The sequence below is a fragment of the Micromonospora sp. NPDC020750 genome, from assembly GCF_044334565.1.
In the GTDB taxonomy this organism is placed as follows: Bacteria; Actinomycetota; Actinomycetes; order Mycobacteriales; family Micromonosporaceae; genus Micromonospora.
Map to the genome: position 1 here is coordinate 109,146 of NZ_JBIRTH010000008.1, position 16,694 is coordinate 125,839.

Here is a 16,694-nt window from a genome sequence, read left to right on the forward strand (position 1 = left end):
GGCAGCTCAGAAGGGGTCGCCGGCAGGGTCAGCGCCGCCGGATGGCGATCGCGCATCAGGTGGAGCTGTCCATAGTGCTGCAATCCGGACGGGGCCTTGCCACGCAGATAGATGGATCCCTATTCTCACGGTGGAAAGCGCTTTCCAGGCCCGCGGATCATCCCCCCGGCGGGGGCGACCACCGCGGCACCTGCGGCGACTCTGCCCAACCGTCGCCGCGCAACTGGTGCTGCCGCCGCCGATGCCACCGGGACGATCTCGGATCACTCCACCGCGACGGCAAGCGTCTCGTCGGGTTCCGCTTCGACCGACACGTACGTCGCGGCGACATCCAGCATTCGAGGACGAAGGTGAGGCGACAATGAGACGACCAGTCGCACTGCGACTCCAGGCGGCGCTGGCCACAGCGGCCGTCGGGGTCGCGATCGGTGTGGCTCTGCCGACACCCCGGGCGTCGGCGGCGGCCGGCAGCGCCACCGGGTACGCGACCCAGAACGGTGGGACCACCGGCGGCGCGGGCGGGCAGACGGTACGAGCCAGCACGGGGACCGCGATCCACACGGCCCTGTGCACCCGGGCCAGCAGCAGCACCCCGATCATCATCGAGGTCACGGGGACCATCAACCACGGCAACACCAGCAAGGTGTCGGGCGACAGCTGCAACACCGCCGCCGGCGTGATCGAACTCAAGCAGATCAGCAACGTCACGATCATCGGGGTCGGCGGCGGAGCCGTCTTCGACCAGCTGGGCATCCACATCCGCGACTCCAGCAACATCATCATCCGGAACGTGACCGTCCGGAACGTCAAGAAGTCGGGCTCGCCCACGTCCAACGGTGGTGACGCCATCGGCATGGAGAGCACCGTCCGCAACGTCTGGGTCGACCACGTCACCCTGGAGGCGTCCGGCGGGGAGTCGGAGGGGTACGACGGCCTGTTCGACATGAAGGACAACGTCCAGTACGTGACCCTGTCCTACAGCATCCTGCGCAACTCCGGTCGGGGCGGCCTCATCGGCTCCAGCGAGAGCGACCGCTCGAACGGCTTCGTCACGTTCCACCACAACCTGTACGAGAACATCGACTCCCGCACGCCCCTGCTACGCGGCGGCATCGCCCACATCTACAACAACTCCTACGTGAGCCTGCACGAGTCCGGCATCAACTCCCGGGCCGGGGCCAAGGCCAAGGTGGAGAACAACCACTTCAAGAACTCCAAGGACGTCCTGGGCACCTTCTACACCAGCGAGGCCGGCTACTGGCAGGTCAGCGGCAACGTCTTCGACAACGTCACCTGGTCCAGCCCTGGCAGCGACAACAACCCCGCCGGCCCCGACCCGCAGTCCAACACCACCGTCAGCATCCCGTACTCCTACAGCCTCGACGGGGCCGGCTGCGTGCCGGACGTCGTCCGCCAGACGGCAGGCGCCAACACGGGCCTGAAGGAGTCGAACGGCAGCTGCTCGCCGCAGACGCCGTCGCCGACACCGACCACTCCCACCCCGGGACCGACCAGCCCCACGCCGGGACCGACCAGCCCCACGCCGGGACCGACCAGCCCCGGCGGGACCAACCTCAGCATCGGTGCCGGCTCCGACGGGTCGAGCAAGGCCAGCGGCACGAGCTACGGCAACGTGCGGGACGGCGACATGAGCACCTACTGGTCGCCGGCCGGCTCGACCGGCTCCATCTCGATCAAGTGGGGCTCCCCCACCACGGTGTCCAGGATCATCATCCGTGAGGCGTCGGGCGCCGTGGGCAACATCGGGTCCTGGCGGGTCACCAACGGCGGGACCGGCGCCGTCCTGGCCTCCGGCAGCGGGGCGGGCACCATCACCTTCCCCCCGACCTCGCTGACCAAGGTCACCTTCGAGATCAACAGCTCGACCGGCGCGCCGAGGGTCGCCGAGTTCGAGACGTACGCCGGCTAGCAGTGCGGTCCCGCTGCCCGGCGGCTCCGGCAGCCCCGGACCCGCCGGGCGGCGGCGACCGACCCGGCATCGACGCGGTGACCTCCGCCCGCCGCTGATCACCCGGGGGCGGGGGCCGGCGGACGCCCCGGAATCAGGATCGCCGAGCGGTCCGCCGCCCACATCGCGCGGGTCATCTCGTACTCGACCTCACCCAGCTCCGTGCCCGGCAGCGGGTCGTCCCAGGTCGGGAAGTACGTGCGCACGTACCGCATGCCGACGGCCTCCATCACGCCCCGGGAACCGATGTTCACGGCCATGGTCTGCGCGATCACCCGGCGCTGCCCGACGGTGTCGAAGGCGTGCCGCAGCAGGGCGCGGGACGCCTCGCTGGCCAAGCCCTTGCGCCAGTGCCGACGGGCGAGGCGGTAACCGAGTTCCGCGACGGTCGGGTCGTCGGGTTGGTCGGGGCCGTGCGCCGGCGGAAGCATCATGAGCCCGATGAACTCGCCCTCGTCCTCATGGGCCGGCGGCGTCGAGCCCCGCGCGCCACCGTCAGTGCCGAAGGCCATCCAGTAGCCCAGGCCGTCGACCTTGTCGGCCAGGGCCATCCTCCGCGAATGGGACTCGACCACCTCGTCCCTGGATCTCGCCCGGCCGGTGAGGTAGCGAAGCACCTCCGGGTCGGAGTCGAGCTGGACCGCTGCCTCGATGTGCCGGTCGGCGAGCGGAATCAGCAGCAGGCGGCCGGTGCGCAGGACTGGTTGAGCCATCCGGCGAGAATCACATGACGCTGCTGGCGGTGCGAGCCATTTACTGCCGATCTGCGCTGGTCCGTCAGGTGACGGGGCCGAGCTTCCTCGCGAAGTCCACGAAACCGGCCCAGGCGGCCGGCGCGAAGGCCAGCGTCCCGCCGTCGCGGTCCTTGGTGTCACGGACGAGGACGACGCCGGCAACGTTGTCGGCGACCTCGACGCAGTCGCCGCCGTTGTTTCCGCTCCTCGTGCTCTTGCGCCACTGCGCGCCGGTCAGGTCCATGAGGCTGCCGCTTCCCTGATGAGGTCTAGGGAGTGCCTTCGGGACAAGACCTCCCCGCGCACGCACTCCCAACGTCGTTCGAGCGTAGCAATGTCGGCGGTCCGTTCGATGATCTGTGCTTCCGCCTGGCTATCGACATGTACGACCCGACCGCCGTCAGGGAGTTCGGCGACGGTGAAGGGGCCGCCGAGCCCCGGATACATCCCGGTGGACACCGGCACTATGAATACCTGGATGGCGGGCCGGGCGGCACACTCTGCCAGGTGGGCGAGCTGGTCCGCCATCATGGCGCGGTCACCGTTGAGGGTCCGCCGCAGCACGGATTCATCGATCACCGCGACGAGTAGAGGCGGACGGTCCCGCCGTAGGATGCCCTGCCTGCTGAGTCGAGCTGCGACGAGATTATCCACCTCGGCCGACGACAACGCTTCACCCGCGAGCGTCGCCCGTGCGTACGCCTCGATCTGCAGCAGACCCGGCACCCAGGCGAGCTGGAAGCTCCGCAGGGACACAGCCTCCCGTTCGATCTCGGCCCATGGTCGGAACCAGGCTGGTGCTCGGCGCTTCAGAGCGTCAGGCCACAGCGTGCCTACTTCCTTCCCGAGCAGCTTCGCGACCTTCGCGCGGTGGCGGGACTGCGGAATATGCCCTGGGTTTGCCCACCGTGCCGCAGTTTTGGGATCCACACCAACCTGAGCTGCGAGAGTTTCGGCGGTCAACCCGCCGGAGGTCATGGCCTCGATCACGGCATGGTTCATCCGGCTTCCCATCTGGATTGTCCCGTCCACTCCGACCCCATAATGCTACGCGGTGTGATTGTCTCGCAACCGTCAGAAAGCTGGTGTCAGGGCGGCGCGGGTCGGCTGACAGGTTCCCGGCTCGCGTTCGTCGAGGGGGCCGCCCGGTCCTTCCCGCACCACACCCCGAGCGGGCGGCTCCCTCTCCAATCTCGACGGGCAAGGAGAGCCATGTCGCACCGAGGAGGACTTCACCGGGCCTATCGCGGCCGGCACTGCGCGTGCCAGGTGTGCAGGGAGGACAGGGCCAGGAAGGAGAAGCGCGAGCCGAAGACCGAGCCGAAGACCGCGCGGTACGACCCGCCGCTTGTCGGCCCGATGATCCCGCCGCTGCGCGTACCGCGTAACGACGCGGAGACGCGGGTCAGGTGGAGCCTCGCCGGCGAGCCGCGCGGCCGGACGGAGACGTGGCACGGGAACGGGGGTCGGTGGTGAGGTCGACTCCCGGCCCGCTGGCGCTGGAACTGCACTGTGCGGCGGGCCCCGCCTGGCTGTGCGAGGCCGACGGCGAGCCGTTCCCGTGCTCCGTATGGCGAGGTCTGCCGATGGACGACCACCTTCGCGGCGCACTGCTGGCGAGCTTCACGCTGTTCCTCCGCCCGGCGATCCGCGACCTGCGGGGCCGACCCGAGGGCCCGACCCCGCCGGAAATCGTGAAGCGGTTCCTGTGGTTCCTGCCGATGACCGACGAGGAGGCGCGGGCGACCGCGCTGCGGTACCGCTGATGCCCGGCAGCCCGCACCTCCCGATCCGTCCTCTCTGGCTGTGCAGGCGCTGCGGGGCCCCGTGGCCGTGCGGCCCGGCGCGGCTGTCGCTGCTGGCTGAGTACCAGGGCAACCGGACGGCCCTGCTGTTCTACCTGGCGATGCTCAAAGAAGAGGCAAACGTCCACCTGACGGCGTTGAATCCGTCGAATCCGCCGGTCGACCTGACCAACCGCTTCCTGTCCTGGGTCCGCGCGCCACGGTAGCCCTCCCCGACCGCTCTCCCCGACCGCCCGCCCCGGTCCGGTTCCCTCCCCCGGGACCGGCCCGGGGCGGGCCTGATCCCGCGCGAACAGCTCGTACCTCGCTGGCGCACAACCCTTCTTCCGACGACAGGGCCCAGGATGCCAGCGTGGCGGAGCGAGTCACCGCACTCACATGTGCGCTAGTAGTAGTTGTCGATCGGCTGGCGCGCCTCATCGAATAGTGCCGGCCCCTCGTACCGCACCGGGGGCAGCGGCGGGGCAGCCGATCTGACCTCCTTGAGCTGTTCGGTGGACAGGGCGTACACCACCCGGCCGAGGCCGGAGCGTTCGATCGCGGTAGCGCACATCGGGCAGGGCTGGCAGCTGGTGAACATGGTGGTGCCGGCCGCCACATCGGGGGCAAGTTCCCGGGCGGCCCAGCGGGCCAGCTTCAGTTCCGGATGGGCGGTGATGTCGGAGTCGGAGACCACGGTGTTGTGGTCCTCGGCCAGGACTGTGCCGTCCGCACCGACAAGCAACGAGCCGAATGGCTGTTCGCCGGACGCCCCGGCCTGGCTGGCGATTTCCAAGGCACGGCGGAGAAATATCTCGTCGTCGGGGATCATCGGTCCTCCTGGGATTCGTGGTGTGCGGCCACGGCCGCTGGTGCCCGCCAGGCGCGTTCGGGCTGACGGATCTCAGTCAGGTCGCCGTTGAACCGACCTGCCCAGCAAGGCTCTCGAAAGGTTGGCCTGTGGCGACCATCGCTGCCCGTAGCGCGTGAGTCATCCTCATCCCTCACCGACGTCCTCAACACCTACAGAACACATGCCTACGCATTGTAGGCACTCAAATCCGGAGAGCGATGGCGTTCTCAGGGCGACACGGGGTCGGCTGGTAAGTTCCCGGCTCGCGTTCGTCGAGGGGGCCGCCCTGGGGCCTTCCGCACCGAGCCGAGCGGGCGGTCCCCTCTCCAATCTCGAGGGACGAGGGAGAGCCATCCGGTTCCCTCCCAGGGGCCGGCCCGGGACGGGCCTCATCCCACGCGTACAGGCTCGCTGCGACCGATAAGCGGAGGTCGCCGCCGGATGTTCGTAGGTGTGTTGGCTCGATCGCTTTCAGTAGGGTGCGGGCATGGTCCGGGGCCGGGGCGGCGGGTTGTGGTGGCGGTTCCTGGCTGCGGGGGTGCCGGGGGGTGTGGCCGGGGCGACGGTGTGGGCCTTGGTCGCCGACGACAAGACGGGGTGGACGGTCGTCGCGGGCGCTACGGCGGCCGTTGCGGGTGGGTTCGGCCCGTCCCTGGGGCAGTGGGCGGCGGCCCGGCGAGAACGACACGAGCGGCAGGGCCGGGCGGTGGCCGGTGTGTTGGTGGCGGACCTCCCGGCCTCGGTGGCGTGGTTGTTGCATCCCCAAGCGGCGGTGATTCGGTTCTTCGGCCGGGGCTGGGTCCTGCGGGGGTTGCAGACGTGGTGTGCGGACCCGGAGGCATCACCGGTGCGCCTGGTGGTGGGGAGCGGCGGGGTGGGCAAGACCCGGCTGGCCCAACACTTCGCGACCGGCCTGGCGGGCTGGACGTGGTGGCCGGTCGCGCCACAGGGGGAAGCACGGGTGGCGCAACTGGTCGCCGATGGTGCGGCTCCCGCCCGGTTGTTGCTGGTGGTCGACTACGCCGAGACCCGCGACCCGGCGTCGCTGGCGGCTCTGCTGTGTACGGCGCAACGGGCCGAGGGTGTGCGGGTGCTGCTGCTGGCCCGCACGGCCGGGCTGTGGTGGGCCACCCTGTCGGCCGCGTACCCGGAACAGGCGCACCTGGTGGATGCCTTGACGATGCCGGCGAACGTGATCGAGCTGCCGGCACGCGTCGAGGAGCGTGCCCCCTCCGAGATCGTCGCGGATGCGGTGGCACAGTTCGCCGACCACCTTCGGTACGCGCCGCCGGCGGAGTTCACGCCACAGGCCCACGATGTGGATACGCCGGTGTTGCGGTTGCACGCCGAGGCGTTGGTCGCGGTCCTCGGTGGCCCACGCGGTGGCGGCCGCTACGACGTGCTGGCCGAGGTGATCAGCCACGAAGCGCGCTACTGGCGCGGCTGTGCCCGACGCGCCCGGCTGGTCGCTTCCGGTGACGTGACCTCCCGGGACGCGGCGTTGCGTCAGGTGGTGGGCCTCGCGGCGCTACTCGGTGCCGACGACGACGGGCAGGCTGCGGGCCTCGTACGTCGGGCACCGCTGCTGGGCGAGGACACGCCGGCACCGGTGGTGGGCGCCTTCGTGCGTTGGCTGCGGAACTTGTATCCGTCGGCGGGATCGGGTGGGGCATTGGGAACGTTGCAGCCGGACCTGCTCGCGGAGGGCCTGGCCGTGGCGGTGTTACGCGACTGCGCGCCGGCCGAGCAGACGGCGGTGTTCTCTGGGCTGCCCAGGGCGCAAGCCGTGCGGGCGTTGACGGTGCTGGGTCGGGCGTGTGTGCATCAACCGGACGCGGTCAAGGTGATCGAAATAGCGTTGAGTGCTGACGTGCCGGTGATGACCGAGGCGGTGCTACAGGTTGGGACGCAGTTCCCGGGCAGGTTCGCCGCCCGGGTAGCGACTCTGCTCATGACAGCCGCGATCGATCCCGAATGGGCGCGCGTGTGGGCGGAGCGGGTGCCTTATCCGTCCCTGGAACTGGGCCAGGTCGCGATGGCCTTGACCACCAAGGTCCTCATCGACCTCCCGCCAACGACGCCCCCGCAGGAACGAGCGGTCTGGCACGGCGGCCACGCACTCCGACTGGCGGAGGCTGGCCGCCACACCGAAGCCCTGACCGCCAGCACCGAAGCCATCACCCTCTACCGCGAACTCGCCGCCACCAACCGCGACGCCTACCTCCCCGACCTCGCCATGTCCGTCAACAACCACGCACTCCGACTGACGGAGACCGGCCACCGTCCCGAAGCCCTGACCGCCAGCACCGAAGCCATCACCCTCTACCGCGAACTCGCCGCCACCAACCGCGACGCCCATCTCCCCAACCTCGCCATGTCCGTCAACAACCACGCACTCCGACTCGCGGAGACCGGCCACCCCACCGAAGCCCTGACCGCCAGCACCGAAGCCATCACCCTCTACCGCGAACTGGCCGGCATCGACCGCGACGCCTACCTCTCCAACCTCGCCATGTCCGTCAACAACCACGCGGTCCGACTGGCGGAGACCGGCCGCCGTCCCGAAGCCCTGACCGCCAGCACCGAAGCCACCAACCTCTACCGCGAACTCGCCGCCACCAACCGCGACGCCCATCTCCCCAACCTCGCCATGTCCGTCAACAACCACGCACTCCGACTCGCAGAGACCGGCCACCCCACCGAAGCCCTGACCGCCAGCACCGAAGCCATCACCCTCCACCGCGAACTCGCCGCCACCAACCCTGACGCCTACCTCCCCGACCTCGCCATGTCCGTCAACAACCACGCGGTCCGACTGGCGGAAACCGGCTACCCCACCGAAGCCCTGACCGCCAGCACCGAAGCCATCACCCTCCACCGCGAACTCGCCACCGCCAACCGCGACGCCTACCTCCCCAACCTCGCCATATCCATCAACAACCACGCGGTCCGACTCGCGGAAACCGGCCACCCCACCGAAGCCCTGACCGCCAGCACCGAAGCCACCAACCTCTACCGCGAACTCGCCGCCACCAACCGCGACGCCTACCTCCCCAACCTCGCCATATCCATCAACAACCAGGCACTCCGACTCGCGCAGACCGGCCACCCCACCGAAGCCCTGACCGCCATCGAGGAAGCCATCACCCTGCGCCGGGAACTGGCCGCCACAAACCGCGACGCCCACCTGCCCAACCTCGCCATATCGCTCCGGAACGTGGGTGTAGTAGGACTTGCCGTAGGCGTTGCGAGCGACCGCGTCGTCGCGATGACGACCGAGGGCGTGCAATACCTTGAGGAACTAGCTGCTACCGAACCGGAAGCGTTCGCGGCGCTTCGGGACACGGCCGTATCAATCCTGGCCGAACTGCAGCGGGAATTCGGCAAGCAGTCCGTCGCAGCAGCATCCGACGACGCGCCTCCTGGAACAAGCACCTGAACTTCTGGTACCGAGCCCGCCCGGCCTTACTGCGCCAGCTCGCCGGCACCACAGCCGGCACGCCGTGACCACCACCCACGCCGACCCAACAGAGGCGGGCGGTCGGCCGACGGCTCAGATGATGCGGCTGATCCCCGCGCGCTGTTCCTGCACCTGGTAAAGCGGACCGCTACCTCACGGACGGTGGAGCGAGGCAGGGCGTCAGTCGTCCTCGGCCCAGGTGCCGGGACAGCGGGCGTGTACCAGGTCGACCAGTTCGGAATCGATCCCACGTAGGGTACGGACGCTGGCGGGATCGTCGGTCCGGATCCAGGTCGCCCGCGGTGACCCGAGACTACAGAGGATCTCGGTGAGCGCGGCGGCCGGATTGTCCGACGCGAAGTTCTGTGACAGGCGATTCGCTTGATCGAGCCTGCGGAGCGAAAGGCGATTGCGCGGTCTCTTGGCGATCGAGGAGGATTCCCGTCATGGCGAACCCTGGGCAGAGACCGGACGGCACTCCACCCGCGACGTCCGGCGGGTCCCGGCCGACAGCACTCATCACGGGGGTTGGCCGCACGACCGGTATCGGCGCTGGCATCGCAAGCCAGCTGGCGGCCTCAGGATGGGATATCGCCTTCACCTTCTGGACCGCGTACGACGAGCGCATGAGCTGGGGCATCGAAGCCGAGGCCACCGACGCCATCGCGCAAGCACTCACCGCGCGCGGCGCAGCCGTCTCCGCCATAGAAGCAGACCTCACCGACACCACGGCACCCACTGCGATCTATGACGAGGCCGAGCGCAAGCTCGGCCCAGTTACCGCCTTGGTGATGTGCCACTGCGAGTCAGTCGACTCTGGACTACTCGACACCACCGTGGAGAGTTTCGACCGGCACTTCGCCGTTAACGCGCGGGCGACATGGTTGCTGATTCGTGAGCACGGGCGGCGCTTCCGCGGCCGGCACGGCGACGGTCGCATCATCGCCCTCACCAGTGATCATACTGTGGGAAACCTGCCGTACGGCGCCAGCAAGGGCGCACTCGACCGCATCACCCTGGCTGCGGCCCACGAGTTGGCACACCTCGGCATCAGCTCGAATGTCATCAATCCCGGCCCGGTGGACACGGGCTGGATGACAGAGGCGGGAAGAGCCGGCTGCATCCGGCAGACACCACTCGGCCGCCTCGGCACCCCACAGGACACCGCATATCTGGTTGATTTCTTGTGCTCGCCACAAGGTCAGTGGATCAACGGTCAACTGCTGTTCAGCAACGGCGGATTTGCCTGACCGCCCCTCGGGACTCCTTAACACCACACTCTCATGCCGCCGACAAAGCTCGGCGGTGAGCCCGCTTTCCGCCTCAGGCCAGTCTGTCACGGCCGCGTCACCAATCCTGCGGTCATGGGCGCTTGTGCGAACCGGGTTGGCCGCCTGCGTGGTCGGACAGCAGCGGGTCGTCCCAGGTCGGGAAGTACGTGCGCACGTACCGCATGCCGACGGCCTCCATCACGCCCCGGGAGCCGATGTTCACGGCCATGGTCTGCGCGATCACCCGACTCTGCCCGACGGTGTCGAAAGCGTGCCGCAGCAGGACGCGGGACGCCTCGCTGGCCAACCCCCTGCGCCAGTACCGACGGGCGAGGCGGTAACCGAGTTCCGCGACGGTCGGGTCGTCGGGTTGGTCGGGGCCGTGCGCCGGCGGAAGCATCATCAGCCCGACGAAATCGCCCTCGTCCTCGCGGGCCGGCGGCGTCGAGCCCCGCGCGCCACCGTCAGTGCCGAACGCCATCCAGTAGCCCAGCCCGTCCACCTTGTCGGCCAGGGCCATCCTCCACGAATGGGACTCGACCACCTCGTCCCTGGACCGCGCCCGGCCGTAGAGGTAGCGAAGCACCTCCGGATCGGAGTCGAGCTGGACCTCCGCATCGAGGTGCCGGTCCGCGAGCGGGACCAGCAGCAGGCGGCCGGTGCGCAGGACTGGTTGAGCCATCCCGCAAGATTTACATGATGGTGCCGGCGGTGCGATCCATTTACTGCCGATCTGCGCTGGTTCGTTAGTCGTGAAGCGGTTCCTGCCGATCAGCGACGAAGAGGCGCGGACGACCGCGCTGCGGTACCGCTGATGCCGGGCAGCCCGCACCTCCCGATCCGTCCTCTCTGGCTGTCCGGACGCTGCGGGGCCCCGTGGCCGTGCGGCCCGGCACCGTTGTCGCTGCCGGTGGTCCTCCCTCACCGGTCTGCCGACGCAGACGATCAGCCGGAAACTCCAGACCTTCGTCGCCATCGATTGCTCGGGGTCCGGCGAGGTCGCGATAATGTGATCCGGTGCCAGGCGGACCCGGGCAGGAGGCACATGAATAATTCGCGCGCATCCGTCAATCTCGGAAATGTCGCCGACTTCAACCGCCAGTTCTTCCCGGCTGACTTCCGGCCCGACCATCTGGGGACCTGGGAGCTGGAGGGGCACCATTACGCCTGCCTAGCGCCCTTCTACAGCAGCGATCCCGGCATCGTCGTCATGCCGCTGACGCCTCGGCCGGAGTGGGTGGAGCTACAGCTCGCGGTCATGCGCTGGCCCCATCTCGATCTGCGGACCGGCGTGCGGGACGACGCCGCCGGAATTTGCGCGGCCGTACTCGCCGACGACCGGCTGCTCGCCGACGTCGCCGAGGCGGTCCGGGCCGGGTCGGTCCTCCTGCCGTGGGGGAACACTGCGGGCGTCGCGGAGCTGCGGGCCCGGGTGGCCGGGGCGGATGGAGACGGGCCCGCTCCCGGCCCCGGAGCCGCCGGCCCGGGCGCCGGTGAGGTCGACTGTGCCCGGTTCGAGTCCAAGGTCCGGGCGAACGAGCGGTTCCGGCTCGCGGCGGCCGCTGCCGAGCGGGTCGTCGTGGCCAGGCAGGACGTCTGCGCATCGATCGAGGAGGCCGCTGTCACCCTCGCCCGCCGGATCGCCGACACCGGTCGCCCGCAGATGCTCAAGTCCGACTTCGGCGTCGGCGGCTTCGGCACCACCATGATCGCGCCCGAGCAGGCCGCCACGCCCGCGACCGCACGCCGGCTGCTCGCCGCCCTGATCAAGGAGGACGCGATCTACGGCGTGCTGCCGCTGATCGTGGAGGAGTACGTTCCGCACCCGCCGGGGTTGTGGTCGCAGACGAACGTCAACGCCGAGATCGAACCCGACGGGACGCTGCGACTGCGCGGGTGCGCCGCGATGGACGTCGTGGACACAAAGTACGCCGGCGCCGTGGTCGGCGGCGGGCTGGACCACGGCGTCCGCCGCCGGATGGAGGCGTTCGGCACCGCGGTCGGGCAGCTCATGCGGGAGGCGGGGTACGTCGGCTGGTTCGACATCGACTTCATCCGCACCGAGGACGACGTTCTCGTGCCCACCGAGACGAACGCGCGGCGCACCGGCCCGACCGCCGCGCTGTCGATCGCGCAGAACCTCGCCGCCGACGCCGACGGCACCGGCGTCGTCGTGCGGACGAACGACCGGGTGCTGCTGCCCAGACCGGCGACGGAACAGGAGATGCTAAACCGCTTTCTCGCCTGCGCCCGCAGCCTGGGCCCCGCAGCGGGCGTGCAATTCGTGCCCACCGTTGTCACCGCCACCGACCAGGAGTTTCCGTACTTCGGGTTCGCGGCCGCCGGTGACGAGATGGAAACCGTGAACGCGGCGACCGAGGCGTTCAGCCAGGCACTCCTACGAGAGGACTACTGACGTGTCGCTCGAGGCCCTGCAACGCGACTGCGAGTACGTGACGTACTTTCCCCTGAACATCGCGCCGCTCGCCGGATCGGCGCTGCACGGGAGGGAGACCGACGGGTCCGCCGGATTCGGCGTCTACCTCCACGTGCCGCTCTGCGACCGAATCTGCCCGTTCTGCAACTACAACAAGTTTCCCGCCGAGTCGCACGCCGGTCCGCTGGTCGAGGGGATGCTGCGCGAGATCGCCAGCTACGACACGGTGGTGTCGCCGTCAGTCCGGAAGCTGGACTTCGTCTACTTCGGCGGCGGCACCCCGTCCGTGCTGCGCCCGAGCGAGATCCGGCGACTGCTGGAGCGGCTGCGGGAGCGGTTCGACCTCGACGACACCGAGGTCAACCTGGAGTGTCATCCCAGCCACGCGACGGTGGAATACCTCGCCGGGCTCCGGTCGGCCGGCGTCAACAGGATCAGCTTCGGCGTGCAGAGCTACCAGGACGAGGTGCTGCGCGTCATCGGGTCGTACCACCAGGCCGCGCAGGGCCTCGCCTGCACCGGCAACGCCCGCGCCGCGGGCTTCGACAACATCGCGATCGACCTGATGTTCATGCTGCCCGGCCAGGATCGAGCGAGCTGGCAGCGGGAGCTGGACATCGCGCTGGAGCAGGGGCCGGAACACATCAGCCTGTACCGGATGCTGCTCGATCCGGCCAGCCCGCTGGGGCGGAGCGTGCGCTTCGGGCGCACCAAGCCGCAGGGCGACGAGGCGCTCGAACTCGACCTGGCCGCGCAGGGCCTTGAGGTGATCGGCGGCGGGGGTTACCGGCACTACGGCTCGTGCAGCAGCGCCGGTTTCGACCTCTGCCGCCCCGGAACGGAATCGGCGTACGAGATGTGCCACCGGGCCGCGCCGCAGTCCGAGTACGTCGGCGTCGGACCGGGCGCGGTCGGCTACCTCAACGGCCACGTCTACTGGAACGTGCACACGATCCGGGAGTACCTGGACGTGCTCTCGGGCGGCGACCCGGCCGTGCTCGCCGGCCGCCGGCTGACCGACTCCGACCATCGGTCCCGGTACTGGGTGCTGGGCGTCAAGCACCTCGCCGTGCCGCTGGCACCCTTCGGGGAACGCTTCGGCACGACCGTCACCGAGGCGTTCCCCGGCGTCGTCGACCGGCTCGCCGGGCACGGGCTGGTCGAACTCGGCGACGACACGCTCACCGTCACGCCGGCTGGGGTGCACTACATGGACAACATCTCGAAGAGCTTCTTCAACGCCGACAACGCGCGGCTGCCGCAGCCGTACAAGCCGGAGCTTCAACTGATGTCGGTCGAGCTGTTCGGCACGCCGGCATGAGGGCGACCCGGCCGGCGGAGGTCCTGCTCGCCGCGGCGGCTCGGGCTGCCGAATCGTCGCCGTACTACCGCCGTGCCCTCTCCACCCCGCCGGCCGACTGGGCCTCGGTGCCCTGCACGCTCCCCCGCGACCTGATGCGCGACGGCCCGCGGTTCGCCGCCACCCCTGCCGTGACCGTCTACGCCAGCAGCGGCACGTCCGGGCGGGCCAAGCCGGCGTTCTTCACCGCGCGGGACCGGGCCGGCACGGTTCGCCGGACGGTCCAGAGCCTGATCGGCTCGGGCGTCACCGGCTCGGACACCCTCGTGGTCGCGCACGGCTTCGGGATCTGGCTGATCGGATCGGACTTCTCGTCGGCCGGCGAGGAGCTGGGGCTGCGGGTGCTGCCGATCGGCAAGGGGCCCAGCGTCGTCCAGTCGGTGCAGCTCATGCGGGAGTACGGCGCCACGGTCATCGCCACGTCGCCGAGCTACGCCCGCAGGCTCGCCGTCAACTCGGGTTCCGGCCCCGGCGACCTCGGCGCCGAGCTGGGGGTACGGATGCTGTTGCTCTCCGGTGAGGCGATCTCCAAAATGTCCCGGCGGGACCTCTGCCGCGCCTGGGGCGTCGACGAGGTCCGGACGTACTACGGCACCGCCGAGTTCGGCCACCTCGGCTGCGACGTGCGCGGCGACACGTGCGTCCGGCTCAGCGACGAGTTCGGGTACGAGGTCCTGGTCGACGGCGAGCCCGCCGACCTGAGGCCGGGAGTTCGCGGCGAACTCGTGGTCACGACGCTGTTCCAGGAGGGTATGCCCCTCGTGCGCTACCGCACCGGCGATGTGGTCGAGGTGGGCGCGGTCGCGGAGCTGGCCGGGCTGGTCAGCCTCGACGCCCGCGTGCTGGGGCGGCTGGAGTCGTCTGTGGTGCTGGAATCCGGCGAGAAGCTGTCACTCTGGCAGCTCGAGGAGGTGCTGCTCGGCCAGGCCGGCATCGTCGACTTCCGGGCGGAGCTGAGCGAGGTCGAGGCCGACCGGCAGTGGTTCTCGATCGCCGATCAACTCACGATCCGGTGCGCCACGGCCGGCCCCCGCCCGCCCGACCCCGAGGTGGACGACGTCCTCCAGGCGCTGCGCGAGCTGTCGCTGGACATCTCAGCCGCCGGTGAGTCGCTGCGGTTCGCGGTGGAGTGGGTGACCTCGGAGGAGCTGACCGCGCGGGACGGGGAGGGCAAGCCCAGACGACTCGTCGACCGTCGGTCCGCCTCGGTCCTGGCCGGCTAGGCTCCCGCGATGGCCGGTGAACCCCTCCGGGTCGGGCTGCTCAGCGGGGAGAAGATCCTTCCCTTCGTCGTCGCCGAACGAGCCGGTCTGCTCGGCCCCGGCGGCGTCGACGTCGAGCTGTCGACGGCGGAGAGCGCGGCGCGACGCGACGCCGACCTGCTGGCCGGCCGGCTCGACATCGTCCTGATGAACCTGGTCGGCGTGCTGGCGCTGTCGCTCACCGGCACCCGGGTCACGGTGCTCACCGTGCTCGCATCCGAACCGGGCCCGCAGGGCATGTTCCAGTTGCTGGCGCACGCCACGCCGGTGCCGTCCCCGGCGCGGGTCGGCTACTCGCGGCACACGATCGCCGACTACTCCGCGTCGGTGCTGCTGCCCCGGGCCGGCCTGGTCCGCGCCCGGCAGCACCTCATCGACGTGCCGGACCTGGTCCGCCGGGGGCGGGACCTGGTGGCGGGCACGCTCGACCTCGCGATCCTGCCGGCGCCGATCGGCGACTGGTGCCAGGAGCGCCGCGCCGTCCTGCTCGCGGACGACCGCGACCTCGCGCCGCCCCCGCCCACGCTGTGCATGCTCACCCCCAGGCTCGCCGAGCGCCGCGTCGAGGTCGACGCGTTCCTCGATGCCTACGCCGAGGCGGTGCGCCTCGCCAACGCCGAGCCGGAGCGGTCGGCCGGGCTGCTGGCCGAGTGCGGTGTGCCGGTGGGGCGGGGCTGGCGCAGCCCGCGCTTCGTCGAACGCGCCGCCCCGACGGTCGTCGCGGTCGAGCGGACGCTCGCCTGGTGCCGGGAGATCGGCCTGCCGGGCGGGTCGACGCCGTCCGGCGTACCGCCCACGGCCGCCGCGGCGCTTCGCGCCATCACGTTACCGGGGACGGGCACGACCGTTTGACATCGCGACGCAATGCCCACGCAGCTACGGAGGCAACGAGGTGAACCCGCAGAAGCTGGCCGGCCGGCCGGTGCAGGAGCAGCGCGCGGCCGCCCGCCGGCTGAGCCGGTCCGAACTCGTCGAGTGGGCCGCGTCGCCGCTGCCCGAGGCGCGGTCGGCCGTCGGGTACGCGATGGCGAACGCCCTGCCGGGCGGTGACCCGGCGCCGTGGGAGCTGGTCAACCGCCTCGTGAACGACGAAGACTGGACGGTCCGGGAGTCAGCGACGTTCGGCGTGCGGGACGCGCTGATCGCCGCGTACCCCGTCGTGGCGCCGGGCGTGCGCGCGTGGGCCGGGTCGACCGCCAACGACCGGGAGCACCGCGCGTTCCTCGTGGTCGCCCGGCAGCCGTCCCGGCAGCGCCCCGACGCCGTCGCCGAGCTGACCCGGCTGCTTCGGGTGCCGCTGAGCGATCCCGCGCCGTACGTCCGCAAGAACGTCCCGTTCTGCCTGCGCTACCTGGCGCGTACCCATGGGCACCTGCTTGCCGGGCACCTGCGCGCGTGGGCCGCCGAGCCCGACGAGTGGTTGCAGCGCGCCTGTTTCGGCGGGCTGACCGACGCTCTGGCCGAGGCGGCACCCGAGGCGTACCCGGGCATCGTCGCGGCCCTGCGGGCATCCGAGTTCCGCTGGGTGCGGTCCAAGGCCGCGACCTTGTAGCGGGACGGCGTC

15 protein-coding genes are annotated in these 16,694 nt (G+C 70.2%); 10 read left to right on the forward strand and 5 right to left on the reverse strand.

The window, feature by feature from the left end:
• Nucleotides 1–361 precede the first annotated feature (361 nt).
• A complete protein-coding gene (locus ACH4T9_RS23860) occupies nucleotides 362–1,930 on the forward strand; it encodes a polysaccharide lyase family 1 protein (RefSeq protein ID WP_396673538.1) in 1,569 nt (522 codons plus the stop codon).
• Between the two features lie 98 nt (nucleotides 1,931–2,028).
• Here ACH4T9_RS23860 and ACH4T9_RS23865 read toward each other — a convergent pair whose 3' ends face one another.
• From ACH4T9_RS23865 to ACH4T9_RS23875, 3 genes are all read right to left on the reverse strand, one after another.
• On the reverse strand, nucleotides 2,029–2,682 hold the full coding sequence (locus tag ACH4T9_RS23865; protein ID WP_396673540.1) for a GNAT family N-acetyltransferase: 654 nt from the start codon (nucleotides 2,680–2,682) through the stop codon (nucleotides 2,029–2,031).
• 64 nt (nucleotides 2,683–2,746) lie between these two features.
• The gene (locus ACH4T9_RS23870; RefSeq protein ID WP_396673542.1) at nucleotides 2,747–2,947 is read right to left on the reverse strand and encodes a DUF397 domain-containing protein; all 201 of its coding nucleotides are present in this window, start codon (nucleotides 2,945–2,947) and stop codon (nucleotides 2,747–2,749) included.
• Nucleotides 2,938–3,705, reverse strand: coding sequence for a DUF5753 domain-containing protein (locus tag ACH4T9_RS23875; RefSeq protein ID WP_396673544.1), 768 nt, complete (start codon nucleotides 3,703–3,705; stop codon nucleotides 2,938–2,940). Before ACH4T9_RS23875 ends, ACH4T9_RS23870 begins: the two co-directional genes overlap by 10 nt.
• Nucleotides 3,706–4,289: 584 nt before the next feature.
• On the opposite strand from ACH4T9_RS23875, the gene ACH4T9_RS23880 reads away from it, so the two are divergent.
• Nucleotides 4,290–4,469, forward strand: a complete 180-nt coding sequence (locus tag ACH4T9_RS23880) for a hypothetical protein (RefSeq protein WP_396673545.1) — start codon at nucleotides 4,290–4,292, stop codon at nucleotides 4,467–4,469.
• Nucleotides 4,469–4,714: a flavin reductase gene (locus ACH4T9_RS23885; RefSeq protein ID WP_387025171.1), complete on the forward strand. Its 246-nt coding sequence runs from the start codon at nucleotides 4,469–4,471 to the stop codon at nucleotides 4,712–4,714. The genes ACH4T9_RS23880 and ACH4T9_RS23885 overlap by 1 nt, the downstream gene beginning before the upstream one ends.
• Nucleotides 4,715–4,893: 179 nt before the next feature.
• On the opposite strand, the gene ACH4T9_RS23890 is transcribed toward ACH4T9_RS23885, so the two are convergent.
• Complete coding sequence (locus ACH4T9_RS23890; protein ID WP_396673547.1) at nucleotides 4,894–5,319, reverse strand: nucleoside deaminase; 426 nt, start codon at nucleotides 5,317–5,319, stop codon at nucleotides 4,894–4,896.
• A 595-nt stretch (nucleotides 5,320–5,914) separates the two neighbouring features.
• Here ACH4T9_RS23890 and ACH4T9_RS23895 point away from each other — a divergent pair.
• A complete protein-coding gene (locus ACH4T9_RS23895; RefSeq protein WP_396673549.1) occupies nucleotides 5,915–8,779 on the forward strand; it encodes a hypothetical protein in 2,865 nt (954 codons plus the stop codon).
• A gap of 467 nt (nucleotides 8,780–9,246) precedes the next feature.
• Nucleotides 9,247–10,050, forward strand: a complete 804-nt coding sequence (locus tag ACH4T9_RS23900; RefSeq protein ID WP_396673551.1) for an SDR family oxidoreductase — start codon at nucleotides 9,247–9,249, stop codon at nucleotides 10,048–10,050.
• Between the two features lie 112 nt (nucleotides 10,051–10,162).
• On the opposite strand, the gene ACH4T9_RS23905 is transcribed toward ACH4T9_RS23900, so the two are convergent.
• Nucleotides 10,163–10,753 (reverse strand): GNAT family N-acetyltransferase, encoded by a 591-nt coding sequence (locus tag ACH4T9_RS23905; protein WP_396673553.1) that lies wholly within the window; start codon nucleotides 10,751–10,753, stop codon nucleotides 10,163–10,165.
• A gap of 363 nt (nucleotides 10,754–11,116) precedes the next feature.
• Here ACH4T9_RS23905 and ACH4T9_RS23910 point away from each other — a divergent pair, with 363 nt between their 5' ends.
• The 5 genes from ACH4T9_RS23910 to ACH4T9_RS23930 are packed head-to-tail and all read left to right on the forward strand — an operon-like array spanning nucleotide 11,117 to nucleotide 16,682.
• Nucleotides 11,117–12,487: a hypothetical protein gene (locus tag ACH4T9_RS23910; protein WP_396673555.1), complete on the forward strand. Its 1,371-nt coding sequence runs from the start codon at nucleotides 11,117–11,119 to the stop codon at nucleotides 12,485–12,487.
• A 1-nt stretch (nucleotide 12,488) separates the two neighbouring features.
• Entirely contained in the window at nucleotides 12,489–13,829 is a 1,341-nt protein-coding gene (locus ACH4T9_RS23915) for a coproporphyrinogen-III oxidase family protein (protein WP_396673556.1), read from the forward strand.
• Complete coding sequence (locus ACH4T9_RS23920; RefSeq protein ID WP_396673558.1) at nucleotides 13,826–15,091, forward strand: phenylacetate--CoA ligase family protein; 1,266 nt, start codon at nucleotides 13,826–13,828, stop codon at nucleotides 15,089–15,091. Before ACH4T9_RS23915 ends, ACH4T9_RS23920 begins: the two co-directional genes overlap by 4 nt.
• Before the next feature lie 9 nt (nucleotides 15,092–15,100).
• Nucleotides 15,101–15,982 (forward strand): ABC transporter substrate-binding protein, encoded by an 882-nt coding sequence (locus ACH4T9_RS23925; protein WP_396673559.1) that lies wholly within the window; start codon nucleotides 15,101–15,103, stop codon nucleotides 15,980–15,982.
• 40 nt (nucleotides 15,983–16,022) lie between these two features.
• Nucleotides 16,023–16,682: a hypothetical protein gene (locus ACH4T9_RS23930; protein WP_396673561.1), complete on the forward strand. Its 660-nt coding sequence runs from the start codon at nucleotides 16,023–16,025 to the stop codon at nucleotides 16,680–16,682.
• Nucleotides 16,683–16,694: the final 12 nt, after the last annotated feature.

Bases quoted from the DNA above. Each gene is read 5' to 3' on its own strand.
- ACH4T9_RS23860 (WP_396673538.1), top strand. From the start codon at position 362: ATGAGACGACCAGTCGCACTGCGACTCCAGGCGGCGCTGGCCACAGCG.
- ACH4T9_RS23865 (WP_396673540.1), bottom strand. From the start codon at position 2,682: ATGGCTCAACCAGTCCTGCGCACCGGCCGCCTGCTGCTGATTCCGCTC.
- ACH4T9_RS23870 (WP_396673542.1), bottom strand. From the start codon at position 2,947: ATGGACCTGACCGGCGCGCAGTGGCGCAAGAGCACGAGGAGCGGAAAC.
- ACH4T9_RS23875 (WP_396673544.1), bottom strand. From the start codon at position 3,705: ATGAACCATGCCGTGATCGAGGCCATGACCTCCGGCGGGTTGACCGCC.
- ACH4T9_RS23880 (WP_396673545.1), top strand. From the start codon at position 4,290: ATGGACGACCACCTTCGCGGCGCACTGCTGGCGAGCTTCACGCTGTTC.
- ACH4T9_RS23885 (WP_387025171.1), top strand. From the start codon at position 4,469: ATGCCCGGCAGCCCGCACCTCCCGATCCGTCCTCTCTGGCTGTGCAGG.
- ACH4T9_RS23890 (WP_396673547.1), bottom strand. From the start codon at position 5,319: ATGATCCCCGACGACGAGATATTTCTCCGCCGTGCCTTGGAAATCGCC.
- ACH4T9_RS23900 (WP_396673551.1), top strand. From the start codon at position 9,247: ATGGCGAACCCTGGGCAGAGACCGGACGGCACTCCACCCGCGACGTCC.
- ACH4T9_RS23905 (WP_396673553.1), bottom strand. From the start codon at position 10,753: ATGGCTCAACCAGTCCTGCGCACCGGCCGCCTGCTGCTGGTCCCGCTC.
- ACH4T9_RS23910 (WP_396673555.1), top strand. From the start codon at position 11,117: ATGAATAATTCGCGCGCATCCGTCAATCTCGGAAATGTCGCCGACTTC.
- ACH4T9_RS23920 (WP_396673558.1), top strand. From the start codon at position 13,826: ATGAGGGCGACCCGGCCGGCGGAGGTCCTGCTCGCCGCGGCGGCTCGG.
- ACH4T9_RS23925 (WP_396673559.1), top strand. From the start codon at position 15,101: ATGGCCGGTGAACCCCTCCGGGTCGGGCTGCTCAGCGGGGAGAAGATC.